Annotated in this window: 19 protein-coding genes and 1 tRNA gene; 7 read left to right on the plus strand and 13 right to left on the minus strand. The window is 67.5% G+C overall.

Annotated elements, in window-relative coordinates:
- Window positions 1–16: 16 nt before the first annotated feature.
- The 11 genes from GRF61_RS01920 to infA form a co-directional block, all read right to left on the minus strand.
- Entirely contained in the window at window positions 17–1,135 is a 1,119-nt protein-coding gene (locus GRF61_RS01920) for an FkbM family methyltransferase (RefSeq protein ID WP_169149044.1), read from the minus strand.
- Window positions 1,122–1,382, minus strand: coding sequence for an acyl carrier protein (locus GRF61_RS01925; RefSeq protein ID WP_169149045.1), 261 nt, complete (start codon window positions 1,380–1,382; stop codon window positions 1,122–1,124). Before GRF61_RS01925 ends, GRF61_RS01920 begins: the two co-directional genes overlap by 14 nt.
- Window positions 1,375–2,544 (minus strand): Gfo/Idh/MocA family oxidoreductase, encoded by a 1,170-nt coding sequence (locus tag GRF61_RS01930; RefSeq protein ID WP_169149046.1) that lies wholly within the window; start codon window positions 2,542–2,544, stop codon window positions 1,375–1,377. The genes GRF61_RS01925 and GRF61_RS01930 overlap by 8 nt, the downstream gene beginning before the upstream one ends.
- Window positions 2,541–4,067, minus strand: a complete 1,527-nt coding sequence (locus GRF61_RS01935) for a class I adenylate-forming enzyme family protein (protein ID WP_169149047.1) — start codon at window positions 4,065–4,067, stop codon at window positions 2,541–2,543. The genes GRF61_RS01930 and GRF61_RS01935 overlap by 4 nt, the downstream gene beginning before the upstream one ends.
- 20 nt (window positions 4,068–4,087) lie before the next feature.
- Entirely contained in the window at window positions 4,088–4,759 is a 672-nt protein-coding gene (locus GRF61_RS01940; protein ID WP_169149048.1) for an acetyltransferase, read from the minus strand.
- A gap of 28 nt (window positions 4,760–4,787) precedes the next feature.
- On the minus strand, window positions 4,788–5,897 hold the full coding sequence (locus GRF61_RS01945) for a DegT/DnrJ/EryC1/StrS family aminotransferase (protein ID WP_169149049.1): 1,110 nt from the start codon (window positions 5,895–5,897) through the stop codon (window positions 4,788–4,790).
- 17 nt (window positions 5,898–5,914) lie between these two features.
- Window positions 5,915–9,673, minus strand: a complete 3,759-nt coding sequence (locus GRF61_RS01950) for a glycosyltransferase (RefSeq protein ID WP_169149050.1) — start codon at window positions 9,671–9,673, stop codon at window positions 5,915–5,917.
- Window positions 9,674–9,689: 16 nt separating this feature from the next.
- Window positions 9,690–11,804, minus strand: coding sequence for a class I SAM-dependent methyltransferase (locus tag GRF61_RS01955; protein WP_169149051.1), 2,115 nt, complete (start codon window positions 11,802–11,804; stop codon window positions 9,690–9,692).
- A 104-nt stretch (window positions 11,805–11,908) separates the two neighbouring features.
- Window positions 11,909–13,726, minus strand: a complete 1,818-nt coding sequence (locus GRF61_RS01960) for a GGDEF domain-containing protein (RefSeq protein ID WP_169149052.1) — start codon at window positions 13,724–13,726, stop codon at window positions 11,909–11,911.
- A 6-nt stretch (window positions 13,727–13,732) separates the two neighbouring features.
- Window positions 13,733–15,400 (minus strand): GGDEF domain-containing protein, encoded by a 1,668-nt coding sequence (locus GRF61_RS24535; protein WP_348982331.1) that lies wholly within the window; start codon window positions 15,398–15,400, stop codon window positions 13,733–13,735.
- A gap of 265 nt (window positions 15,401–15,665) precedes the next feature.
- The gene (gene infA / locus GRF61_RS01970) at window positions 15,666–15,917 is read right to left on the minus strand and encodes a translation initiation factor IF-1 (protein ID WP_169149053.1); all 252 of its coding nucleotides are present in this window, start codon (window positions 15,915–15,917) and stop codon (window positions 15,666–15,668) included.
- Window positions 15,918–16,424: 507 nt separating this feature from the next.
- Here infA and GRF61_RS01975 point away from each other — a divergent pair.
- Window positions 16,425–16,874 carry a DUF2141 domain-containing protein gene (locus GRF61_RS01975; protein WP_169149054.1) on the plus strand — a complete coding sequence of 150 codons (450 nt, stop codon included), beginning with the start codon at window positions 16,425–16,427 and terminating at the stop codon, window positions 16,872–16,874.
- An 84-nt stretch (window positions 16,875–16,958) separates the two neighbouring features.
- Here GRF61_RS01975 and GRF61_RS01980 read toward each other — a convergent pair whose 3' ends face one another.
- Window positions 16,959–17,918 (minus strand): DUF533 domain-containing protein, encoded by a 960-nt coding sequence (locus GRF61_RS01980; protein WP_169149055.1) that lies wholly within the window; start codon window positions 17,916–17,918, stop codon window positions 16,959–16,961.
- A 139-nt stretch (window positions 17,919–18,057) separates the two neighbouring features.
- On the opposite strand from GRF61_RS01980, the gene GRF61_RS01985 reads away from it, so the two are divergent.
- Together GRF61_RS01985 and GRF61_RS01990 are read left to right on the plus strand one after the other, a co-directional pair.
- A complete protein-coding gene (locus tag GRF61_RS01985) occupies window positions 18,058–18,471 on the plus strand; it encodes a ProQ/FinO family protein (protein WP_169149056.1) in 414 nt (137 codons plus the stop codon).
- A gap of 26 nt (window positions 18,472–18,497) precedes the next feature.
- The gene (locus tag GRF61_RS01990; protein ID WP_211165685.1) at window positions 18,498–18,950 is read left to right on the plus strand and encodes a CreA family protein; all 453 of its coding nucleotides are present in this window, start codon (window positions 18,498–18,500) and stop codon (window positions 18,948–18,950) included.
- 25 nt (window positions 18,951–18,975) lie between these two features.
- On the opposite strand, the gene GRF61_RS01995 is transcribed toward GRF61_RS01990, so the two are convergent.
- Window positions 18,976–19,146: a hypothetical protein gene (locus GRF61_RS01995; RefSeq protein ID WP_169148954.1), complete on the minus strand. Its 171-nt coding sequence runs from the start codon at window positions 19,144–19,146 to the stop codon at window positions 18,976–18,978.
- A gap of 148 nt (window positions 19,147–19,294) precedes the next feature.
- Between GRF61_RS01995 and GRF61_RS02000 the strand changes: the two genes are divergently transcribed.
- The 4 genes from GRF61_RS02000 to GRF61_RS02015 form a co-directional block, all read left to right on the plus strand.
- Window positions 19,295–19,370 (plus strand) — tRNA-Thr (locus GRF61_RS02000).
- Window positions 19,371–19,522: 152 nt separating this feature from the next.
- Window positions 19,523–19,858, plus strand: a complete 336-nt coding sequence (locus tag GRF61_RS02005; RefSeq protein WP_169149058.1) for an antibiotic biosynthesis monooxygenase — start codon at window positions 19,523–19,525, stop codon at window positions 19,856–19,858.
- Window positions 19,859–20,255: 397 nt separating this feature from the next.
- The gene (locus GRF61_RS02010; protein ID WP_169149059.1) at window positions 20,256–23,978 is read left to right on the plus strand and encodes a PAS domain S-box protein; all 3,723 of its coding nucleotides are present in this window, start codon (window positions 20,256–20,258) and stop codon (window positions 23,976–23,978) included.
- Between the two features lie 210 nt (window positions 23,979–24,188).
- Window positions 24,189–25,288, plus strand: a 1,100-nt coding sequence (locus GRF61_RS02015; RefSeq protein WP_211165680.1) for an FIST N-terminal domain-containing protein, incomplete at its 3' end; no start/stop codon positions are given.

Genomic DNA, 25,288 nt, shown 5'->3' on the forward strand with positions numbered 1-25,288 from the left:
TCCAGATATCGGGTTGTCAGGTGGCCGGGGCGAAATACAGCACGGTTTCCGACCAACCCTCGGTGTAATGGCGGAGATGGACGTGGTAATCGTCCCGCAGGCCGAGCACGTAATCCGCGATGCGGACGAAATCCAGCGGGTGGTGGTAGGCGCCGATGGCGAGTATGGGGTGCGCTTCCAGGATGGTCTGGCGCGCGCCGGCCAGGGCTTTGAGCTCCCAGCCCTCGAGGTCCATCTTGATGAAGCCGGCCGCGCGCCTGTCCGCGCCCAGCAGGTTGTCCAGGCAATCGACCTGGATGCGCTCGCCGCCTTCCTCGCTGATCCGGCTGGCCGATCCGGAGCTGCCGGCGAAGCACAACTCTTCGGCCTTGTCCGACAGGCCGAGCGGGTGGATGCGCACGTCGCGCAATGCCGCCAGCCTGGCGGTCAGCCGCTGCAGGTTGGCCTGCGAGGGCTCGAACACCTGGATGCTGCCGTAGTGCGGGTAGCGGGCGGCGAATTCCACGCTGGTCTGGCCGTCGTAGCCGCCGGCGTCGATGAAGTCGCGGCCCGCCGCCAGCGTGAGGAAGGGTTCGAAGTACTGCTCGTCCTCGCGGCAGCGGTAGTTGCGCATGTGGGCGGGATCGGCGTCCAGGCGGTACTGGAACACGTCGGTGAAACACTGGCGGGACGCTTCGTCCGCGAGCCGCGCGTAGAGCCGGCGGAAAGCCTCGCCATGTTCCTGGAAGGCGAGGCGGGTTTCGGCGACGAAGCGCGGCGGGGAGAAGGTGTCCGGCGCCAGGCGCATCAGTTCGGCGTAGTCGATCCAGCGGCGGGTGCTCAGGGCATCCAGGCGCCGGCCGGCGCTGACAGGGCGGATGGAAACGGCGGTATTGACCACGATGGCGCCGGCAGGCAGATCCTCGCCCCGGCGCACCGGCAGGCCGCACCATGCGCTTTCGCTGCAATAGTCGTCCACCACGCCATCGAGTGCGATTGCGTCCGCCAGTTGCCGGGTGACTTCGTTGCGCCCCAGCGCGTAGCGCGGCGCCCGGCCGTGGACGAAGTCTTCCGCGGCCAGGCGTTTCGCCGGTGATAGCGCCGCGGCGGAGCCGGAGAGGAAACCGGCGACGTCGAAGAGCTCAGGGCTGGCCATCGTGCTGCCCCCGCTGGGCGCGTATCAGCGCGGCAAGGCCATCCACCGTCCGGGCCTTGCGGTCCAGCAGCGCTTCCATGCCGAGGTCGATGTCGAATCGCTCCTCCAGCTTGACCAGGAATTTGATCAGCCCGAGGGAGTCGATGTGGCCGGAATCCACATAGTTGTAGCTGCCGACGTCGGCGACCGGAATCCTGCCCTTCTCCAGCAGCAGTTCGGTGATGTAATGCTTGATGTCGTCATCCATGGGCGGGGGTGTCCTGCGAGCGGCCGAGGTGTTGCCAGCTGTGTTCCTGGGCGGAGCGGTGGGCGGCCTCGAAGAAGTCCAGCCCGTCCACTGCGTGGTCTGCCCCGAACACGTAGTTCTCGCCATCGGGGGCGGCCAGGCTGCCGATGCGCAACTGCCGGGCGATGTCGGTGTAGAGGTTGGCGAAAGCCTCGATGAAGCCGGAGGGGTGGCCGGGCTTGAAGCGGTTGTAGCGTGGCTGGGAGGCCACCGTCAGCCCGCCGGAGCCGAGGTCCAGGCTGCAGCGGCGGCCGTCGGCATAGGCCATCTGCAGCTGCTCTGGCGCTACCTGCAGCCATTCGGCGCTGCCCTTGCTGCCGAACACCCGGATGCGCAGGCCGTTGCGATAGCCCAGCGCGGCCTTGCCGAACCAGATGTTGGCGGAGATGCCGCTGCTGTAGCGAGCGAGGCAGTTGACGTTGTCCACTACCGCCGGGAAGTTGCCATACGTGGACTGGTCGGCGATGACCTGCAGCGGGTGGGCGCCGGTGAGGAAGTGGATCAGGTGATGGACGTGTACCCCCAGGTCCAGCGCCACCGTGGGTACCGCGTAGTCGCTCAGGCGCCAGGCCTGCGGCTTGGCGGCCTCGCCGCTGGCGCTGCGGCGGGCGAAGCCCTCCTGCGGCATCTCGGCGTGGATCTGCTGGATTTCGCCCAGTTCGCCGGCGTGGATCAGCGCCCGCAGCTCCCGCACCATCGGGTAGCCGGAGTAGTTGAAGGTGACGGCGAGGAAGCCCTGGTTCTGTTCCACCGCCTGCTGGATGGCGACGCACTCGTCGCGCGAGGTGCCCAGCGGTTTCTCGCAGATCACCGGGAAGCCGGCTTCCAGCGCGGCGATGACGATCTCCGCATGGGAAGGCATGGGGGTGAGGATGGCGAGCGCGTCCAGCCGGCCGCGCTCGGCCTGCAGCAGGGTCTGCCAGTCCGGATGCATGCGTCCGGCGGCGATGCCGTAGGCCTTGGCCGAGGCCGCATTGGTGGCGGCGTTGCGGCTGAACACGCCGGCTTCGAGCTGGAACAGGCCGTCCAGGTGGGTGGAGGCATAGTGGGTGTAGCCGACGGCGGAAGTGGCGCCGCCGCCGATGAAGCCCAGGCGCAGCGGCTGCGGAGCAGGGGTAGTCATGTCTCTTGCCTCGGAAGGGATGAGAACCTGGCGCGCAGGGTCGGTTTGTCGATCTTGCCCATTTCGTTCCGGGGCAGCTGGTCGACCTGGAAGTAGTGGTGGGGTTGCTGGGCGTCGTCCAGCCGGTTGGCGCACAGTTGGCGCAGCGTGCGCAGCTTGAGGCTGGCGCCCGGCCTGGGCGCGATCACCAGGCCGACGACCTCGCCGAGCTGGGCGTCGGCCACCGGGATGGCGGCGCATTCGGCCACGTCCTCGTGCTGCTCGACGATGTCCTCGATGTCGCGCGGATAGACGTTGATGCCGCCGACGATGATGATGTCCTTGATGCGGCCGAGGAAGTAGAGGAAGCCGTCTTCATCTAGCCGGCCTTCGTCGCCGGTGCGGAAGTAGTCCTGCCACATGGCGGCGTGGGTGATGTCCGGCGCCTGGTAGTAGCCGGCGAAGGCGAAGGGCGTGCGGCAGATGATCTCGCCGGCCTCGCCCGCCGGCAGCAAGGTCTGGTCACGGCCGAGGATCTGCACCTCGACGCCGGCAATGGGCAGGCCGACCGAATCCAGCTTGGACGGATGAGCGCGGGCGTCCAGGTTGGTGGCGGAGGCGATCTCCGAGGCGCCGTAGATCTCATGGAAGGCGCAGCCGGGGATGCGCGCCAGCAGCTGCGCCTTGCTGGTCGGGTCCAGCGCGGCGGAGGAGGACACCAGGCAGCGCAGGCGGGACGGTGCCGGCCGGTCTTCCAGCAGCGGGATGACCTGGCGCAATTGAGAGGACACCGCCATGGTGAAGCTCACGCCGTGGCGCTCGGCGGTGTCCAGCCAGGCCTGGGCGGTGTAGCGCGGCATGATGACGCTGGTGGCGCCGGAAGTGAGCGGGAGCAGCACTAGCCGCTGGGCGAGCGAGTGGTGCATGGGCGTGGCGGCGAGCACCACCTCGTCGGCGGTGAGGCCGTAGAGTGAGATGGCCGAGCCGGCACGCGCCACCTTGGTGTCCTGGCTCAGCAGGATGGGCTTGGGCGCGCCGGTGGAGCCGGAGGTGAGCAGGATGAGGTAGGGATGGCCGGCGGGCAGTCGGGCGGGTTCGAGCAGCGGCTCGTCGTCCGCTGTCTCCTCCAGCGCCAGCCAGCCGGGTAGCTTGCCGCCCACGCTCAGGCGGAGGCCTGCGCCCTGGCCACTGGCTGGAAACAGTTCGGCGGCCACGCCATGCCAGCAGACCAGGTGGTTCACACCGGCCGCGGCGAAGGTGCGCCGGGCCGCTTCCGGCGTGCAGCCGGGCGACTGCGGCACCAGCACCGCACCCAGGCGGGCGGCGGCGAACAGCATGCGCACGAACTCGATGCTGTTGGGCAGGACGATGCCGATGCGGTCGCCGACGGCGACCCCCAACCGGCCCAGCCGGCTGGCCAGGCGATCGACCTCGCCCAGGAGTTGCGCATAGCTCCGGCTTTCTTCGCCGAGGATGACGGCGGTCTTGCCTGGCGTGGCCTGGGCGGCGCGGGAGAAGGCGGCGTAGAGGGGGGAGATGTCCATGTTCTTGAACCGCGGCGGCTTCAGGCCCGGCGGATGAAATCGAGGAACTTGTCGCTGGACAGCGGGAAGCGCTCGCCCTGGGCGGAAACGTAGACCTCGCCCGCCAGGGTGCTGCGGGTGACCAGCGTGTTGGCGCCGATGTAGCAGCGCTCGGCGATGGCGATATTGTCGCCCACGGTGGCGTTGGGGCCGAAGAAGCAGTTGGAGCGGATGAGGGTTTCGCCGGCCACCGCCACGCCGGAGTTGATCCAGCAGTTGTCCTCGATGCGGCAGCCGTGGCCGATGGAGATGTTGCTGCAGAGGAAGTTGGAGTTGCCCAGGCTGACGCCGGGATGCAGCGACACATGGTCGAGCACCACGTTGTTCTCGCCCAGCACCAGGTCTTCATGCCGTACCACCGAGGGGTGGATGTAGTTGGCGAAGCGGTAGCCCTTGCCCTTGGCGGCGAGGTAGCGGCTGGCGCGCACGTCGTTCATTTGCACGAAGCCGACGGCGGTGATCATGTGGTGGCTGTCCGGCGGGCAGTGCCGCTCGATCTCGTCGAAGGGCAGCACCGGCACGCCGGCAAGCTGGCTGTCGGTGATCAGTTCCCGGTCCACGGTGAAGGCCGCCACCCGCCATTCGGTCCTGGCGAAGTGGTGGAACATGCGGGCCATCTGGCCGTTGCCGTAGATGATGAGGGCGTCGCTCATGGGGCCTGGGTCCGGCTGCGGAAGGTGTTCATGCGGTGGAGACCAGCGTCTCCACGATCCTGTCCTGGGTTGCCACGTCGAGGTCGGGGAAGATCGGCAAGCAGATCACCTGGTCTGCGATCCGGTTTGCATTCACCAGCCGCTCCGGGGCGGCGCTCGGCAGGCCGCGATAAAGCGGCAGGGAGCTGAGCAGGGGATAGAAGTAGCGCCGTGACAGGATGCCGTGTGCCTTCAGTTTCTCGTACAACTGGTCGCGGCCGAGCGGGTGGCCGGGTTTGACGAAGATCGGGCAGTAGGCGTGGTTCCACTCCACTTCCGCCGGTGCCTGCAGCACTTCCAGCGTGGGTACCTCGGCCAGTGCCTGGCTGTAGCGGTGGTGCAGGCTGGCCCGCCGGGACAGTGCCTGATCGATATGGCCGAGTTGCAGCAGGCCCAGCGCCGCGCTGAATTCGTTCATCTTGCCGTTGATGCCGGGCGCGACCACCGTGACTTCGTCGGCGAAGCCGAAGTTCTTCAGGTAGTCGATGCGCTGCTTGATCTTGGCGTTCGGGCAAACGATGGCGCCGCCCTCGAAGGTGTTGAACACCTTGGTGGCGTGGAAGCTGAGGATGGAGAGGTCGCCGTGGCGCAGCACGCTGCTGCCCTTGTGGCGCACGCCGAAGGCATGGGCGGCGTCGTAGATCACCTTGAGGCCGTAGGTGTCGGCGATGCGCTCGATGCGCTCGACGTCGCAGGGGATGCCATAGCAATGCACCGGCATGATGGCGGTGGTGGCGGGGGTGATTGCTTCCTCGATGCGCTCCGGGTCGAGGTTGCAGGTCTCGCGGTCGATGTCCACGAACACCGGCTTGATGCCGTTCCACAGCAGCGAGTGGGCGGTGGCGGCGAAGGTGTAAGGCGTGGTGATGACTTCGCCGCTGATGCGCAAGGCTTGCAAGGCGGTGACCAGCGCCAGCGTGCCGTTGGCGAACAGGCTGAGGTGTTCGACGCCGAGGTAGGCCGCCAGCTCGGCTTCCAGCTGCTGGTGGAAGGGGCCGTTGTTGGTCAGCTGCTTGTTCGCCCAGATCTGTTCGAGGTAGGGGATGAACTCCTCGAGCGGAGGAAGGAAGGGGCGGGTTACCGGGAGCTGGTCTTTCATGGTTCGTACGATCCCTGTCAGTCTTCACCGAGGAAGGACGTGTGAGTGGCGTGCTCCGGCCCCCAGGCCGCGAGCCAGCCGGGAACGAAGTGCTGCTGCTGCCAGTGGGCGAGCACCGCGCTGCGCAGCCTGGCCCCTTCCACCTGCAGCGCTTCCCGTTCGCCGGCGCGCTCGCGTATCGCTGCCAGCCATTGCTTCGGCTGCGGGCCGAGGAGGCTGACCGGCAGTCCGCACTGGTAGGGCAGGAGATCCGAGGCCAGCACCGGAATGCCGAGGATGCCGTACTCCAGCAGGCGCAGGTTGCTCTTGCACTCGTTGAAGCGGTGGCTGGCCAAAGGCGCCAGCGCGAGATCCAGCCGCAGGGAGGCGAGCTTGCTGGGGTAGTCGGCGAAGGAGACGCCCGGATGGTATTCGTACAGCGATTGCGCAACGCCGGGCGGGCGCATGCCGAAGAAGACCCATTCCACCTCCTTGGCGAGCGCAGGAATCACCTCTGCCAGCAAGGCAAGATCGCCGGCATGGCTGATGCCGCCGGCCCAGCCGACGCGCAGGCGCCGGCCGCGTTGTTCCGGCAGGCCGGGAGCCGGCCACAGCATCGGATCGATGCCATTGGGGATGACCTGGATGTCATCGTGGAAGTGAGCAAACTCCACGGCCAGGGCTGCGGTGGAAACGGTGACGCAGTCGCTCAGACCGCAGGCTTCGGCGATGCGGCGGTCGATGTCGGGCCAGACGTCGGCGGCGTGCGGATTGTCGGCGCGGACCTGCGTCAGCAGATCGTCGAAGTCCATGACGATGCGCAGCGTGGGCAGCTGGCGCCGCAGCGTGGCCAGGGTCTGCAGGTGGTTGTCATCCACCTGGCGCTGGGTGAATAGCACCTCGAGGTTCAGCCGGCTGAGCGTGAGCGCATCCGGATAACCGTAGAGGAGGCGCCCGTCCACCTGCCTCTCGTGGATGGCGCGCCGCACCGGGGCCGCCACCCGGTAGATCCCGGAGCCGGAGGCATCGGCCGGCAGCGCCACCATGTGGAGCAGGCCGGCTTCGGCGACACGGCTGCGCATCAGCGGCTGGCGGGTATCCAGCGGGTAGTTGTTGCCCTGCAGACTGTGCCCCGGGTTGTAGTAGGGGTCGTGGGCCAGACGCTCCAGCCAGCGCTCGAAGAAGGCGTCGCGGTTGCGCGCGAAGGTGGCGCTGCGCTCGGCGATGGCGGCCGGTGTGGTGGTGTGCGCCTTCAGGGAGTGGCCGGCTTCGTGCAGCAAGCTTACCGCCGGCGTCCACAGAATGCGGTAGCCATACTCGCGCAGGCGCAGGCAGAGGTCGAAGTCGCCGTAGGCCAGTCCGAGCGCCTCCTCGTCGAAGCCGCCGGCAAGACGGAAAGCCTCGGCCTTGACCAGCAGGCAGGCGGCGGTGGCGGCGGAGACTTCCTGCTCGCAGACGAGCCGCTCGGCGTAGCCGGGCTGGTCGATGCTCGCGCCGCTGTAGGCGAAATCGGCCGCGCCGCCGAGGCCCAGGACCACGCCGGCGTGCTGGATGCGGCCATCCGGGAACAGCAGCCGGGGGGAGACGGCGGCAACATCGGCTTCTTCCAACCGCGCCGCCAGTTCGCCGAGCCAGCCGGGCGAGAGGCCGGCGGTGTCGTCGTTGAGGAACAGGAGGTAGTGTCCGCGCGCCGCCTGGGCTCCGAGGTTGGCCAGGCGGGAGAAGTTGAACGCTTCGTCCACCGTGATTACCCGCAGCCTGTCGCTGTCCAGTTGGCGCAGGCCGTCGAGATAGTCCAGCGTCTCGCGGTGGCTGCTCTGGTTGTCCAGCACCAGGATTTCCAGGTCGGGGTAGCTGGCTTCGCCCACCAGGGTCTCCAGGCAGCGCTGCAGTATCTTGCCGCCGTCGCGGGTCGCTATGACGACGCTGAGCAGCGGCGCATCGCGCAACTGGTAATGCAGGCTGGCGCCGGGCCAGTGCGCATGGGCCGGCAGACGGGGGCGGGCTTCGGCTGCCAGTCCGCGGCGGGTGAGGTGCGCGCTGACCACCTGGGCATAATCCACGCACAGGGCCTGGCGCCTTGCCTCATCCGCCGGCGCGTTGTCGCGATGGACGGCGATGCGCGCGAGGTGGGCAATGCCCTCCGCCGGGAGCCCCGCGTCCAGCATGCGTAGCAGCGCTTCGGCGCCGGCAATTTCGGGATCCACCCCGGCCAGGCCGCCGTGGGCGAGCAACTGTTCCCGCTGCAGGAAGAGGTTGCGGCCGGGGTAGTTGGCGCAGCGCAGCCGCTGGAGATCGAAATCGGGTTTGAGGACGGGATCGTCATGGCCACCGGTCGGGGAGACGCTGTCCTCGTCGAAGTAGGCGGCCCAGGCGTCGGGGCGGCGGAGCAGTTCCTGCTGCAGGTACCAGCTGGCCGCCGGGGCCAGCAGATCCCCGGGCCACAGCAGCACCACCCATTCGGCCGTGCTACCCGCGAGCAGGGCGCTTGCCTGCAGGGCGCCCTCGCGCGCCGGGGCCAGGGTGTCGATGCGCAGGCTGCAGTGCCACAGCCGTTCTGCCGCCTGACGGGTAAGCACGCTGGCGTCCGGGCGGCTGCCGTCGTCGAAGACCAAGGCATGCAGCTGCAGCGGGCCGTGCTCCGGGGGCTGCTCGACCCGTTCGGCCAACTCGGTATGGGAGGCCAGGTTGGCATCCAGCCATTGGGCGTAGCGCAGCTGCCCTGCGGCGTCTGCGAGCGGGCGGCGCGAGCCGCGGGCGCTGCGGGCATGGTCGAGGATGATCTCCTCATAGATGGCGGCAAGGCAGGTGCCGGCCTGGCGTGCGGTCCGTCGCGCCAGCACCTCGCGCTGGGCTCGGCTGGCGATGCGCTGGCGCAGGGCGCCGTCGGCGATCAGGCGTTCCAGCGCGGCGATCCAGCTTTCGGTGTCGCTGCCCGCATGCAGGCCGGTTTCGCCCTCGGCGACGCTGGCGTAGGGCGGCAGCTCGCTATAGACGCCGGCGATGCCGGCCATCGAGTATTCCAGCCACTTGATGTCGCTCTTGACCCGGTTGAACGGGTTGTCAACCAGTGGGGCGATGCCGACGTCCAACTCCAGCCGGCGCAGGGTCTGGGCATATTGTGCGTAGGGCAGGCCGCCGGCGATGTTGAGCACGCCAGGCAGCGCAGCCAGGCGCTCGGTGGTGCAGCCGAAGAGGCAGAGCTCCACCCGCTCGCGGTGGCGGGCGAGGATCTCGATCAGGGCGTCTTCCGCGAGGCGCAGGTCCGCGGTGTGGGTAGCGGTGCCGGCGAAACCCAGCCTCAGCCGCCGATCGGTCTTCGCGGGCGGCGTCCTGGGTGTCCAGATGCGCTCGTCTATCGGGTTGAGCTGCACATGTACCCGGGGGTTGTATTGCCGGTAGTGCTCGGCCAGGGCGGGGGTGGAGACGGTGAGCGCATGGCAGCGACTCATGAGGGCGACGAGGACATCGGACGCGGCGTCGGTGTAGTCCGCCATCGGGTTGTCGTCGGGGATGCCGGTCAGCAGGTCGTCCACCTCGTAGATGACCGGGATGCCGAGTCCGAACAGCGTGTCCAGCAGCGTCTCGACGCCGCCTGCGCGCGGGAAGCTGCGCTGGATGACGATGAGATCCGCCTGCTCCAGCCCGCTGAGATCGATCTCCATGCGCTCGCCATCGATACGCACATGCCAGTTGAGCTTCATGCCGCCGGCACGGATGGGGTCGGCCAGGCGCAGGCGGGCGCAGGCGCTGTCCAGCGGATCGGCGGAGAGGACGGAGATCTGGCGGTTGGGCACGTCTGCAGGCACCTGTTCAGGCCGCTCGCGGCTTCTCGACCTGAATCACGAAGGCAAAGCCGTTGCCAACCTTGTCGTCCACATCCATCACCTCGACCAGCTTCCAGCCCAGGTGCTCCACCAGTTCAACCGCATCCTCGGTGACCCAGACGGTGTGGTGGCCGTCGGAGGCATCCAGGCTGCCGGCTGCGTGGCGCTCGATGAGTTCGCTCAGCGTGGTGCGCGGGCGATCCTTGTCGAAGGTGCGTTCCTTGTGCGGAAAGATGGTGAAAATCAGGCCGCCGTCCCGCACCACCCGGTACCACTCCTTCAGCGCGCCTATGGTGTCGTGGAAGTGCTCGAGCACATGCGAGGTGAGCACATAGTCGAGGCTGCCGTCGGCAAAGGGCAGGGTATTGCCTGCCGCCAGCACGTCGATTCGCTGCGCCGTGCCGCACAGCTCCCGCTGTTCCTCGGTGTAGCGGGATTCCGCCCACTTGTCGACGAAGAGGCAGTCGGGAAGATTGAAGGCGTTGTGCGACGAGGGACCGATCTCGATGCCGCGCAGGCTGTCGAGATAGCGGTGCGCCATGTTCGACTCGGGGAAGCGCAGGGGGGCGGCGGCCGGCTCGGGCTCGTTCGCCGGTGCCTCGGGAACCTCGTGATAGACGGTGGTAGGCGCCGGCGGCAGCGGCCGTCGCATGTCGGTGACGAGCCGGGCCCAGGCAATGGCGGGCAGGGCGGGCAGTGCCCCCAGAGCCTGGCGCACCAGTTCCAAGGCCGGGAAATGCTCGCCGGAAGCGCGGAGAACGGGACTCACGGTTGCGAGCACCTTTTCGTATTCCTGCTCGGCTGCCTGCAGCCGGGCCAGCTCCACATGCGCTTCGCCAGCCGGCTCCTCGCGTTCGCAGGCCAGTTCGAGGAACTCGCGGGCGATGCCTTTCTCGCCCTGTGCTAGCGCGATGCGGGCAATCTCCGCATAGGGGCGCCACAGGGTCGTCTCGGCGGTGACGAGTTCCTGGAAGATGGCGAAGGCGGTCTCCAGGTCGCCCGCCTCCTGTTTGGCCAGCCCCTCCTGCAACAGGATGTCCTCGTCTGACGGTATGGCGGGGGGAGGGGGCTGGTAGGCGGGAGCGCGGCTTGCGCCCGGCGTGCGCGGGGTCTCGACCGGTTGGGCGCTTGCGGAGGCGAGGAACTGTTCCCGTATCGGCCGGGGAACCACCTTGTCGCCCGGGGCCTGGCGCTTGCGCGCCAGTGCTGCGGCCTGGGTGCGTTCGATGAAGGCGGTGAGCTGTTGTTCGAAGATGCCGACCTGCGCCACCCAGTTCTGGAAAACCTTGCCCACCGTCTGGCTCAGCCGCTCGCAGGCGCCCGGCTCGTCGTACCAGGCCACGCCGTCGTGGCTGAATTCGATCTCCGGCAGTTCGTCCAGCAGGCGGCTGGGGATGTAAAGGACAGGGCAGCCGGCGAGCACCGCGCACAGGCAGGTGCCGCTGCGCTCGGCCGAATACAGGACCTTGGCCGAGTGGAAGCGGGCGATCAGCTCGCTCAGGCTGACCGGCGCATGATTGTCGATGATCTCGATGTCGGCCGGCAGCCGGGAGAAATCGATCTCTTCCCGGCGGATGCGGCCCAGGTACAGCAGGGACCGGGAACGGGGAGGGGGGGACTCCGGCGGCAGGAACAGGCGCGGGTCGTGCGACACCGGGGTGAGCAGCGAGAGAGGCTGCTCCGGATCGTCGGCGAACTCGCGCGAGTAGTGATAGACGATGTCCTCGTTCCGGAACTGCACCGGCCGCCCGGTCAGGGCACCGCTGCGGTTGAGCATCCAGCGCACCACGATGTCGGCGTCGTAAGGATTCTCGCTGACGATCTCGGGGTAGACGACGACGGGCGGCAGGCCCGCGCGCTCATGGCGTTCAACGTCCCGCGCCTGCAGCAGGCGGGCATCCAGGTTGGGATGGGTCTCGCTGACGTTGGTGAAGTAGGCGGGGTAGCCCCGGCGGTTGAGCGCATCGCACAGGACGTGCAGCGAAACCACGCCGCTGGAGTTCTCGCGGTAATCCGCGCCGAAAATGTAGTACGGGGCCCGCTCGGAGACGAAGGGGAAATCGTCCGGCATGTGGAAGGGCCATGGGAACCTGGATGTCATGTTTGACGCTCGTTTGCCAGACTATTGCGGCCGATGACGCAATATGGCCGATATTCGCGCCGGTGTCAGTTCGAATACGTCTGGTTTATCCGCCCAATTCCACCTTATCGGGGCTGGAGTGGCGCCTCTATGGTCGCCACCCGGTTCTTCCCGCTCTGTTTGGCCTGGTACATCGCCGAATCGGCGCGGCCGAGGGCAACGTCCAGGTTTTCGCCCGGCAGCACCTGGGTGACGCCGGCGCTGAAGGTGATGACGCGTTGCTCGGCGCCGTTCATGAACAGCGCCCGGGTGAGTTCGCGCTGCAGTCGCACCAGGGCCTGGCTGGCCTGGGGCAAGTCGGTCTCCGGCAGGATGATGACGAACTCCTCGCCGCCGTAGCGGGCGAGTGTGTCCTGCGGGCGCAGCTGTTGCTGGATCACGCTGCTGAGGTGGCGTAGGGCGTCGTCGCCGGCCTGGTGGCCCAAGGTGTCGTTGAGCTGCTTGAAGTTGTCCACGTCCAGCAGGGCGATGCACAGCGGCATGTTGCGACGTTCGGCACGGGCCGCTTCCTTGATGAAGCACTCGTCCAGGCCGCGGCGGTTGGCCGCGCCGGTGAGCTGGTCGTGGCGCATCAGCCGGCTGGCCTCTTCCAGCTCGGCCTGCATGGCGGCGATCTTGGCTTCGGCGGCTTCGGCCCGCAGGCGGGCGCCCTGGAGTTCGTCGCGGGAACGGGCGGTTTCGAACTGGACGGCGCGGGTATCGCGCATGACTTCGTCCAGCACGTCGCTGATCTCGGCGATGTCGCGGGCGGCGGCGATCTTCTGTGCGCACTGGCCGATGCGGTCGTGGTAGCTGCCGGTGCTTTCGGCGAAGCGGGCGAGCTGGTCGACGAAGCCGGCGAGCATGTTGCGCAGGTTGCGCTGGGCTTCGGCGAGGTTGTGCTTGAGTTGGCTCTGCTTGTAGATGAGCTCCTTCAGCCGGCGCTCGGCGTCATCGATCATGCGCAGGGTGGCGGGCTGGTCGATGACGTCGCGCAGCATCTCGATCTGGCCGTGCAGCCACTGGTCGTCCACCACCAGCTCGTCGATGTTGTCCAGCAGCAGGCGCAGCAGGTCCAGCAGGCCGGTGCGGATCTCGGCGGCGTCGGCGGCGGTGCCTTCCAGGCGGTGGCTGAACTTGGTGAGTTGGCGGCGCACGTTGGCGAGATCCCGCTCGCTGGCGGCGCGGCGCACGTCGGCGGCGATGAGGCCGGCGTCGTTGATGAGCTCGGGGTGCTCGCCGAGGAAGGCGGGGATGACGGTTTCCAGCGCCAGCAACAGCAGGTCGCGCAGGCCGGCCATCAGTTCCCGGCTTTCGCCGCTGGCGAGCAGGCGCACGCCGATGACACTGTCGGTGGGCGCGGCGGCGAGCAGGTGGTCCCGGCCGGCGGAGAGCTCCGGCGTTTCCGGCGGCAGCGACTGCTCCGGGTCGATGGGGCTCTGCCCCCAGGCACGGAGCAGGGCCTGCAGGCGGCCGTGCAGCGCCGCCGGGTCGTTGGCGCTCAGCACCCGCTCCAGGGATTCGCGCTTGCGGGCGGTGGTCCAGCCGAGCTGGCGGCCCTCCCACTGGCGCAGCAACTGGGCGATGAGTTCGTTCCAGGCGGGCGGCGGCTCCAGGCGCAGGCTGTCGAGGTAGCCGTCCAGTGCTTCGCGCACCGGAGCCGGCTCGTCGGCGGTCAGGGCCTGGTCGAGCTGGCGGGCGAGGCGCTGGCGCTCGGGTGAGTCGCGCGGAATGCGGCGGGCGAGGTCGCGGACGAAGGCGAGGGGAAAGACCTCCACCGCCTCGCTGCCGGCGATCTCGTAGTACAGCCGCAGGTAGTTGTCAGGGGTGGGTGCGACGCGGCGGGTTGCCAGCTGGCGCAAGGTTTCGCGGGCAATCTCGAAGGGATTGGTGGCAGCGGCCATGGCAACTCATGCGGCGGTGAGAACGCGGTTCTTGCCTGCGCGTTTGGCGGCGTACATGGCCTTGTCGGCCCGCTCTATCGCCAGTTGCGCTTCTTCTTCGGTCTGCAGGCGGGTGATGCCGGCGCTGAAGGTGATGAGCAGCTTCTGCTCGCCGGCGAGGAAGAAACGCCGGGTGAGCTCGCGCTGCAGGCGTACGAGTACGGTGTGGGCATCTTCCAGTTCGGTTTCCGGCAAGAGGATGAGGAACTCCTCGCCACCGTAGCGGCCCACGGTGTCGTGCGGCCGCAGCGATTCGCGCACCACCGCGGCCAGATGGCGCAGGGCGTCGTCGCCGGTGGTGTGGCCGAAGGTGTCGTTGAGCTGCTTGAAATTGTCTACGTCCAGCAGTGCGAGGCAGAGGCTGTTGCCCTTGCGCCGCATGCGGGCGATTTCCCGCGCCAGGGCTTCGTCCAGCCCCTTGCGGTTGAGCGTGCCGGTGAGCGGGTCGTGGCGCACCAGTTCGCTGGTTTCGTCCAGTTCCCGCTGCAGCTTCAGGATGTGCTGGTTGGCGTGGTCCACCTGGGCGCGCAACTCGCTCAGTTCGGCGCCGGAACGCTGGGCGGAGGCCTGGGCGTTGCGGGTTTCGCGCAACATTTCCTCGACCACGTCGGTGAGTTCGGAGATGTCGGAGGCGGCGCTGATGCGCTCGGCGCAGTGGCCCAGGGCGTCGTGGTACTCGGTGGTGGTGTCGGAAAACTCGGCCAGGCGGTCGATGAAGCCGGCCAGCATGGTCTTGAGCCGGTGCTGGGCATCGGTGAGTTCGCGTTTCAGCCGGCCCTGCTTGTCGATGACGTCGCGCAGGCGGCGCTCCACTTCGTCGAGCACGCGGATGTCCGGGCTGCCGGCGAAGGCCTCGGCGAGCACGCTGAGCTGGCCATGCAGCCACTGGTCGTCCAGCACCAGTTCGCGGATGTTGTCCACCAGCAGCCGGAGCAGGCCGAGCAAGGCGCTGCGCACCGCGCTGTTGTCCTCGGCCATCCAGTTGAGGCGGACGGAGTAGGTGTCCAGGCGCTGGACCAGGGCGTCGGGAATGGCGCCCTCCAGCTGGTCGAAAGTGCTCGCCAGTTCCCGGGTTTCCTCCAGCAGCGCGGGATCGCCCGCGACCAGTGGCGTGAGGCCGCGCTGCAGCAGCTGGGAGATTAGCGGCGCGAGCGGGTGGGGCATGTCGCCGGCGGTTTCCAGTGCTGGCAGGCCGGCAATCTCCAGCGGCTCGCTTTCGTCCCGCCTGGCCCAACTGCCGAGCAGGCCTTGCAGGCGGAGGAAGAGCTGTTCGCTGTCCGTGCTGGAAGCGGCCAGCACGTGCTGCAGGGATTGATTCTTGCGGGCGCGGGTGAGCCCTTCCTGGCGGCGTTCGAGTTCGACGATCAACTCGCGGATCATCCGTCCCCAGGGCAGCGCCCCGCTGCTTCGCGCGGTGCATATTTCAACCAGCACCTGGCGTAGCTGGGTCCATTGTTCGCCGGCGACGGCGGCTTCGAAGCGCTGGGCAGTACGTAGGGCCTCGGGCGTGTCGCGCGGCAGCAGCGAGCTCAGCGCCCGCAGGCTGCGGCTGGGGAAGGCTTCTTCCTCTGCGATGCCGGCAATCTGGTGGTACAGCGTGCGGTAGTTGTCCGGCGTCGGCGGGATGCGCCTCACTGCAAGTTGGTGCAGGGCTTCGCGGGCAATGTCGGAGGGGGATGCGGCTTCGGGTGGGGTGTCGCCCCCGCCCGCCGGGCTACGGCGGAAATCGGTTCCGGAGAGGTCCGCTGGGGGGAGGGGCGGTGACGGCGTGCGCGCCATTCAATATTCCAATCGAGCAGGCGGGAAGGGCCGCCAGGATTGGCCGGATTATGCCTGCCCCGCGGGGTGAAAACCACGGGGGGCGATGTCCGGAAGCGCGATTCCTGCCGTCGATGCAAGCTCAGTGCGTGGTTGCCGGCGGGCGGCTGCGTTCATCCTTGTGGCGGAAGCAGATGCGCGCCTTGGAGAGGTCGTAGGGCGACATCTCCAGCGTCACCCTGTCGCCGGCGAGAATGCGGATGCGGAACTTGCGCATCTTGCCGGAGGCATAAGCGGCAACGTCGACGCCATTCTCCAGCTTGACCAGGAAACGCGCGTCGCGGAGGACTTCCTGGACCACACCTTCGAACTGGACGAGTTCTTCTTTAGCCATTGTCTTGCTCCTTATCGTGGGCCGTGCGGAAAGCACGGCGTCTGCCAGGCGGGGCCGGCAGGGGCGGAATGAGCGGAACGGTACGGGACCGAAACCGGGCGAATCCGGCTTTAGCGCCACCGGGGGTGCCGATGGCAGGGAGGACGGCATGGGGCGGTGCGCCGGGCTCCATGGGGTGGAGTGGCGCAGCCGGCCGGGTTGCCGACGGGTCGGGCCGCAGGCCGTGTAGGCCGGGTCCGATGGGGAAGGGCGCTGGTGCCCGATAGCGCCGGCGATCTGCACACCGGCGGGCGCTGCCACGGATGGCAACGGCAAGCTGCGGATTATACAACACTTTTGCACGCCCTCCTACGCCTTTGGGCGAGCATGGCCGCGTGGCCCTCTCTTTGTACCTCTCGCGCGGCGCTGCTTGCGCTTGCCCTCAGCCACGCGGGGGAACATCCTTCACGGTTTGTTCCAGATCTGGATAAGGAGCGGGAAATGGAAGCAGGCCGACCGAAGCGCTTCATGTGTCGTTCACTTTTGCTGGGCTTGGCGCTGGCTGGATCCGTTCACGCCCAGACGGCTGCGCCTGCGGCCAGCCAGCCGCGCGGGCAGACGCTGACCGTGGTGCTGGAGGGCGTGGCGCACGAACGCGGCACTGTGCGGGTCGGCCTGTACGCCACGCCGAGTTCCTTCCGCAAGGAGATGCATGCGCTGTCGGTACATGAGGCGCCGGCGGCGCCGGGCATCGTCAAGGTGGTGTTCGAGGCGGTGCCGCCAGGGCGCTACGCGGTGATGGCCTACCACGATGAGGACGGCGACGGGAAGCTCAACCTGCGCTTCGGCATGTTCCCGGCAGAGGGTTACGGCTTGTCCAACAACCCCCGGGTGATGGGCCCGCCGGCTTTCGAGGACAGCGCCTTCGACGTGGCGGCGGACCGTCCGGCGCAGATCAATGTGGTGATGAAGTACTGAAGGCGGCCGGCAGGCGCCCGTCGGGTGCGCCCGCTGGCCGTGACGGCATGCTCGCTCCGCTGCACCGGGCCGCGTGGCCGTCCCTCAGGCCTTCAATTCCGCCATCAGCTTGCCCACGTCCAGCGTGCGGGCGCGCTGTTCGATTTCCGGCGTGTAGTGCTGCTGCAGGTCGCGCGCCTGGCCCAGCAGATTGTTGAAGCTGGTCTTCAGGGCACTGCCGTCCAGCTTGCGGCCGCCACCGTAGTAATGCTTCGCCACCTGGCCGAGGGCGTAGGTGGTGGCGAAGGAGAAGGCGGAGCCGGTGGCCGCGCTGCCGATGGCGCGGCCGGTCTTGCCCAGCACCTTGCCGAGCAGGCCACCTACCAGCTTGCGGCCGAACTGCTCTACATACTGGGAAGTGAGGCCGACACCGATGGTGGCGAGGAAGTCGGCGATGTGCCCCTTGTCCAGGCTGTAGCCATAGGCTTCGCCGATGCGATAAACCAGCCGTGTCTGCAGCGGGATGATGGCCATGGAGGCGAGGGACTGGGGCAGGAGTTCCAGGGCGCCATTGAGGATGGCCGCGTTGAGGATGCGCTTGTCCAGTTCCGTGGTGTCGACCGCGGATTTTACTTCCCAGCCGGCGGCAGCCGGCTGTTCCAGTTCGGCTGGCAGCGGCGCGCTGGGCGGGGCGGCGGCGAGTTGGTCCGCGTCATCCAGGATGGTCGCAGCCTGCTGCTGCGGCAGCGTCAGCGCAGTCCGCAGCCTCTCGAGGAAAGCGGCCTCCTGCGCGTCGTGCACGCCGTCGGCATCGCAGACGCCTACCGCCATCTCGTAGGCCAGGTGGCGAAGCTCCGGTGCATCCAGCGCGCCGACGGCATCTTCCAGGGTGATCCGCCTCAGGAGTACATCCTGATAGAGCGCGAGCAGGTCGACGCCGCTGTCTCCGCCCAACGAAGCTGCGACGCGCTTGATATGTTCGCGCTCCTTGTCATCCTTGCGCTGGTCGGCAAAGGCAGCCATCAGGCAGAGGGCGAGCAGGGCGCGGGTCTGTTGCGGGGGCATGGTGTTCTCCTGTCTGGACGGCGAATGGACAACGCGAACCCGGTTGGGTTTCGCCAGGCGGGCTCGGGTAGAATGGTCCATCGTGCTGCCGCACGTGGGACCCGCCGTCGGGGCCTGAAATCTCTGAGTTGCAGAATCGATGAGTAACGAAACGCCTACGCAGAAAACCTCCCTGGAACCGCGCGCGCTGCTCCAGCGGCTGCAGGAACTGTCTCCCACTTTCCGTGATTGCAAGCCCCTGGCCTTGCGCATAGACGCGGTCATCCTGGAGCGTTTCCCGGAGTTCGAGCGCAAGACGCTGCGCGCTGCGCTGCGTTTCCACACTGCCACCACCCGCTACCTGAAGGCGATGGAACGGTCCACCGAACGCTACGATTTCGACGGAAACCCGGCAGGAGAGGTGACCGAAGAGCAGCGCACCCACGCCTCCACCACGCTGAAGGAACGTTTTGCCGCCGCGGCGAAACAGCAGCGGGAGAAACGGGAAGCGGAGGAGGCCGCCAAGCGGCGTTCCGAGAAGTTGCAGCAGTTGGTGGGGAAGTTCGCCAAGTGAAGGCGAAAGCTGCAGCTGCCGGCTGCTTGCTCGGCGCTGCGCTTTTTTCCGCTGGCGCTTGCGCCGAGACGGTGGGTGAGGTTTCCACCGTCTGGAAGTTGATCGGGCCGAATCACAAGATCGTGGTCGACGCCTACGACGATCCCAAGGTTGAAGGCGTTACCTGCTACGTGTCCCGCGCCAAGACGGGCGGCCTCTCCGGCGCCGTCGGCCTGGCCGAGGACAAGGCGGAGGCCTCCATTGCCTGCCGGCAGGTTGGCCCGCTGCGCATCCGCGACCCCTTGCCGAGGAAGGAAGAGGTGTTTTCCGAGCGGCAATCGGTACTGTTCAAGCGCCTGCAGGTGGTTCGCATGGTGGACCCGGCGCGCAATGTGCTGGTCTACCTCACGTACTCCGACAAGCTGATCGAAGGTAGTCCGCAGAATGCCATCACCGCGGTGCCGGTCGATGCCGCTCTCCAGATTCCCCTGAAGAAGTAAGCCTCTCCGGCTGCAGCGGACCCGCTCAGGAGCGTTGGCACGCTTCCTTGCGCTGCAGGAAACCGTTACGCAACAGCCAGGTAGCACCAGCACCGGCAACGGCGAGCGCGATGGCGCCTCCCGGATTGCCAACGCCCAGCGCCAGACCGGCAAGCAGACCAAAACCCATGAGAACGCGATTGACCTTGGTTTCCATTCAGGAAGCTCCTAAAACGTCAGCTGATGAGGGCTGTCTCGATGACTGTAATTTTATACAGTAATTCTCCTGTATGGGAAGTGCTGAATCGCGGCAACGGGTTTTTCGCCGTCTTGAGCTATAATTCGCGCCCGCCGCAAATGGCGTTGCCCTTGTAGCTCAGTTGGTAGAGCAACGGTTTTGTAAACCGAAGGTCGCGGGTTCGATTCCTGCCGGGGGCACCAGAAAACAAAGGCTTGCAGAGATGCAGGCCTTTTCCTTTTTGTGGCCTGGGGGCGTCAGCGCCCGCTCGACCTGCCTCTGCGCCTGCGGCTGGACGCAGGCATCCGGGTACATCCCGCGGGGCCGCCGGTACTTTTCTCCTTCCGCTTCCAGAATGGCCATTTACACCTCTACCTTCACTTTTGCCGCAGGGCGGTTCGACGAAGAGTTTTACGCCCTGGACAAGGTAATCGCGGAGGCGGCGAAGTCGATTCCGGGCTACCTCGGGGAAGAGGCCTGGGAAAGCCCGGCGACTGGCCTGATCTCCAATGTGTATTACTGGGAGAGCATGGAGGCGCTGCAGCAGCTCATGCGGCATCCGGCGCATGTCGAGGCCAAGCGGCGCCAGGGGGAGTGGCTGAAGGGTTACCAGGTGGTGATCGCCCAGGTCGTCGGCACCTATGGGGACGGCGGCATCCCGCATCCATTGGCCGGCCGGGCGGGTGATTAGCCCGGCAATCGAATACCCGGCAGCCGTTCGGGCTGAGCTTGTCGAAGCCCGTTCCTCGCAATGCTCTTCGGCAAGTACAGGGCGAACGAGGTCTCCTGTCTCGTTGCCCGATTAATAGCTGCCTATCGCCAGGCGCGCCGACCGGGCCGCATTGCTCCGGACAAAACCGGATTACCGGAAACGGGCGCTCCCATCCTCAGCGATCTCGCCTGCCGTGAGCAAATGCACTATGTCTAAAGGTGTATTTAATTAGTATCGGTTGCAGGCCGTGAACAACCTGCTAGCAGGTTTTACCGGCGGCGGTGAGGCTGCACAGAGAGGCTCGCCAATAAGTACAAGGACAGTTCAGAACTCCTGACGACAACGCATCTGGCGTCCACTCTTCCTGCCCCCTGCCATGTTCGCTCGCCCCTTGCCCGGTTCCCGCTGGATATTCCGCTTCGCCATCGTCGCCCTTGCCTATTACCTGGGGGGGCAGATCGGGCTGTCGGTGCCTTTCGTCGGTTCCCACATCACGCTGATCTGGCCGCCCACCGGGATCGCGCTCGCGGCTTTCATCGGCTGGCAGCGCTCGCTGTGGCCGGCGGTCTGGCTGGCTGCGTTCGCTGTCAATCTCGATATCGGCAGTCCCCCCTGGCTCGCCTTTACGATTGCCTGCGGCAACACGCTGGGGCCCTGGGTGGCGGCCAGCCTGCTCCAGCGGTGGGGTTTCGATCCGGCGATCCCGCGACGCAGGGACCTGCTCCACTTCCTTGCCATCGGCGTGGCGGGGGGGATGGCGTTGAGTGCCAGCAACGGGGTGCTCAACCTGTGGCTGGCGGGCATCCTGCCGGCGGAGGACGTGCTCTTTGCGTGGATCACCTGGTGGTTGGGCGACGCCATGGGTGCGCTGGTGGTGGGCGTACCTTTGCTTACCGTGGGGCGGCAGCCCTGGGGGGCGATGTTCCGCGGCCGGCGCGGGGTGGAACTGGGCTGCGCGCTGCTGGCGACCTTGCTGATCGGCGGCGTGGTGTTCGACGGCCACCTGCTGACCTCGGCGGCCAATCCGCTGTTGTTCCTGCCCTTCCTGCTGCTGATGTGGATCGCAATCCGTGGCAGCACCGGCCTTGCTTCCACCGCGGCCCTGCTGCTTTCCGCCCAGGCAGTGTGGGCAACGGCCCACGGCGGCGGCCCGTTCCACAGCGGCGACCTGCATGCCAGCCTGGCAATGCTGTGGGGCTACATGGCGGCCGCCTCCATCACCACCGTGCTCATCACCGTGCTGCTGGGAGAATTGCAGGCCAGCGAGAGCCGGCTGCGGCAGATCTTCGAGACCAATCACGCCATCAAGCTGGTCTTCGACCCCCACGATGGCCGCATTCTCGATGCCAACCGCGCCGCCTGCGAGTTCTACGGCTATCCCCGCGCCCGCCTGCTGGGCCGCAGCCTGCGTGACATCGGCACCGACGCGGATGAGTTCGACCGCTGCATGGCCGCCAATGCGGGCACCGACACCGGCTGGTATCTCAAGGCCAGGCACCGGCTTGCCTCCGGCGTGGAGCGGGAGGTGGAGATCTACGCCGGCCTGGTGGGGAGCGGCGACCGCGCTCGGATCTACGCGATCCTCCACGACATCACCGAGCGCACCCGGGTCGAGGACGAACTGCTGAAGTTCAAGTTCTTCAACGACAACGCCAACGACGGCTACATGCTGGTGAACGAGCAGGGGCGCATCCTCTATGTGAACCGCATGACCTGCGAGCAGCTGGGCTACACCGAGGCGGAGCTGCTGCAGATGAGCGTGCCTGACATCGACCCCCACTATGACCTCGCACGGGTGGTGGCCCACTTCGAACAGGGCAAGCACACCCGCATGCCGCCGTTCGAGACCGAGCACAGGCGCAAGGACGGCACTTGCGTTCCGCTCGAGATCAACTCCACCGCCTTGCTGGTCAAGGGGCAGTGGCTGGCTTTCACCTGCGAGCGCGACATCACCGAGCGCAAGCGCTTCGAGAACGAGCTGCAGAAGTTCCGCTTCTTCAGCGACAACGCCAACGACGCCACTTTCCTGGTCGATGAGCGGGGCCGTTTCCTCTATGTGAACCGCATGGCCTGCGAGCAGCTGGGCTACAGCGAGGCGGAGCTGCTGCGGATGAGCGTGGGCGACGTCGATCCGGCGTATTCGGACGGGCGCCGGGTGCAGCCGCTGCCAGCCGACCAGCGCGGCCGTCTCGCGCCCTTCGAATCCACCCACCGCCGGCGCGACGGCTCCTGTTTCCCGGTCGAGATCCTGCTGACGCCGGTGGCCTTCCAGGGCAGCTACCTGCGCTTCGTCAGCGCGCGCGACATCAGCGACCGCAAGCGCATCGAAGCGGCCGAGCGACGCCAGCGCGAGAGCCTGGCCAAGCTCAACGAGGTGGCCGCGCTCTCCCACCTGCCGCTCGCCACCCAGTTGCGGCAGGCGCTGGCCATCGCCAGCGCGCAGCTCGAACTGCCCTTCGGCATCGTCAGCCAGGTGAGCGGCCAGCGCTACACCATCGTCAGCGAGGTTTCGCCGAACGGTGAACTGCGGGAAGGGCAGGAATTCGAGCTGGGGCAGACCTGCTGCGACATCACCCTGGGCGAGAGCCGGGTGCTGGCGATCGCCGAGATGGGCAACTCCCTTTACCGCCGGCATCCCAGCTACCCGGCCTTCCAGCTGGAGGCCTACATCGGCGCCGCCATCCAGGTGGGCGGCCAGGTATTCGGCACCGTCAATTTCAGCTCGCCCGGCCGCTACGCGCGCGGCTTCGATGAAGGAGACATCGAGTTCGTCGCCCTGCTGGCGCGCTGGATGGGCTCGACCATAGAGCGCGACCGTGCGGCCAGGGAACTGGCCGCCAGCCAGGCCCGGCTGCAGACCATCATCGACAACGAACCGGAGGCGGTGAGCATACGGCTGCGCGATGGCACCTATGTGGAGATAAACCGGGCCGCGATGGAGGTGCTGGAGGTGGGCAGCCTGGCCGAGGCCAACGCCTTCGGCGCGATGAACTTCATCGTCCCCGAGCACCGGGCGGCCTATGCGGAGCTGTGCCAGCGGGTGTTCGAGGGCGAGTCGGCCACCCTGGAGTTCATGATCGTCGGCAAGGCCGGCACCGTGCGCTGGATGGACACCCACGCCGCGCCGCTGCGCGATGCCAACGGCGTCATCACCGCGGTGCTGGGCGTGACCCGCGACGTGACCCTGCGCAAACGCGCCGAGTCGCAGCTGAGGCTGGCGGCCAACGTCTTCACCCATGCGCACGAGGGCATCATGATCTGCGATGCCAACTGCGCCATCATCGACGTGAACCCCACCTTCACCGAGATCACCGGCTACTCCCGGGAGGCGGTGCTCGGCCACAACCCGCGCCTCCTCGCCTCCGGCCGGCACGATCGCGCCTTCTACCAGGCCATGTGGAAGACCATACGCGCCCAGGGCCACTGGGAGGGCGAACTGTGGAACCGCCGCCGCGACGGCACCCCCTACGCCCAGCGCCTCACCATATCGGCGGTGAGCGATCACCAGGGCGAGGTCAGCCATTACATCGGCACCTTCACCGACATCACCTGCGTCATCAACCAGCGCGAGCAGCTGGAGTTCCTCGCCCACTACGACCCGCTCACCAAGCTGCCCAACCGCACACTGCTGGCCGACCGCCTGCACCAGACGCTGGCGCAGGCCAGCCGCGCCGGCAGCCTGGTGGCGGTGTGCTACCTGGACCTGGACGGCTTCAAGGCGGTGAACGACGAACTCGGCCACGGCGCCGGCGACGTGCTGCTGATCGAGATCGCCCACCGCCTCAAGGACAGCGTGCGCGCGGGCGACACCGTGTCGCGGCTGGGAGGCGATGAGTTCGTGCTCCTGCTCGGCGGCATCGACAGCCTGCAGGAGTGCGAGCAAGTGGTCGGCCGCGTGCTGGAAGCGGTGGCCGCGCCGGTCGAACTCGGGGCCCAGTTCCGCGAGGTGTCCGGCAGCATGGGCATCGCCCTCTTCCCCGAACACGGCACCGATCCGGATGTACTGCTGCGCCTCTCCGACCAGGCCATGTACGCCGCCAAGCAGGGCGGCAAGAACCGCTTCCAGGTACACGTCGCCGCGCCGGCTGCCGCCGGCTGAAGCGGCCCGCGCGCGCGGCGCGCTTCTTGTTCCGGGATGTGGATTAATGCCGGATTGGCGGCGCTTGAAAGGCGCAGCATTACCCCCTAGGAATAAGGAAACGGCGGGGCTCGCAGGCGCCGCCGGAAGGGGCGGCATCCCGCTGCGGGTTTTTCCCGTCCGCCATAGGGACCCTGCCGCGCAGCCATGGCAAATCCAGGGGGAGGTTCCGTGCCCATACGCGTGCATTACGGAAAGACCAGCGCAGCCACCCCGGCCGAGGCGGTAGCCGACCTGGCGCGGCAGCTGGATGCGGCCGCGCTGGAAGCGGCCATCATCTTCTGCGCTTCCCAGTACGACCTCGCCGCCCTCGGCCAGGCGCTGAAGCAGTGCTTCCCCTGTCCGGTCATTGCCTGCACCTCCTCCGGCCAGATCGGCCCGGACGGCTTCGAGCGCGCCGGCCTGGTCGGCATCGGCCTCGGCGGCGGCTTCCGGGTGCAACTGTTCCCCATCTCTCCGCTGGCGGACCATGCCGCGCAGGCGGTGGCGATCGCCCGCAGGGCCAAGGCCAGCGTGGCCGGCCGCAGTCGCTTCGGCCTGCTGCTGATCGACGGCCTCTCCATGCTGGAGGAGCGCGTCACCGCCAGCCTCTACCAGGCGTTGGACAACGTGCCCATCATCGGCGGCTCCGCCGGTGACGACCTGAAGTTCGAGCGCACCGCGGTGTACGACGGCGATGGCTGCTTCCTCTCCGGCGCCGCGGTGTTCGCGCTGATAGACACCGACGCCGCCATCCTGCCCTTCAAGGTGCAGCACTTCCGCCCGAGCGACACCGAGTTCGTCATCACCGCGGCCGACCCGGAGCAGCGCATCATCCACGAGATGAACGGCGAGCCGGCGGCGCTCGCCTACGCCCAGGCCCTGGGGCAGCCGGTGGCCGCGCTCGGGCCGGAGCTCTTCTCCAAGCATCCCCTGGTGCTCACCTACGGCGCCGAAACCTATGTGCGCTCCATCCTGCGCTCCAACCCGGACCAGTCGCTGACCTGCTACTGCGCCATCGAAGAAGGGCTCATCGTTACCCTGGGCGTGGCCGACAGCCCGCTGGAGACCCTGCAACTGGCGCTGGGCAAGGTGCACCAAGCCCTGGGCGGCCGCACGCTGATTCTCGCCTGCGACTGCATCCTGCGGCGGCTGGAGTTCGAGCACACCGGCGACTTCCGGGCGATAGGCCGGCTGATGGCGGAGAACCGGGTGTTCGGCTTCTCCACCTACGGCGAGCAGTTCAACGGCATCCATGTGAACCAGACCTTCACCGGCATCGCCCTGGGAGC

Source organism: Azoarcus sp. TTM-91 (assembly GCF_012911025.1).
Taxonomy (GTDB): domain Bacteria; phylum Pseudomonadota; class Gammaproteobacteria; order Burkholderiales; family Rhodocyclaceae; genus Azoarcus.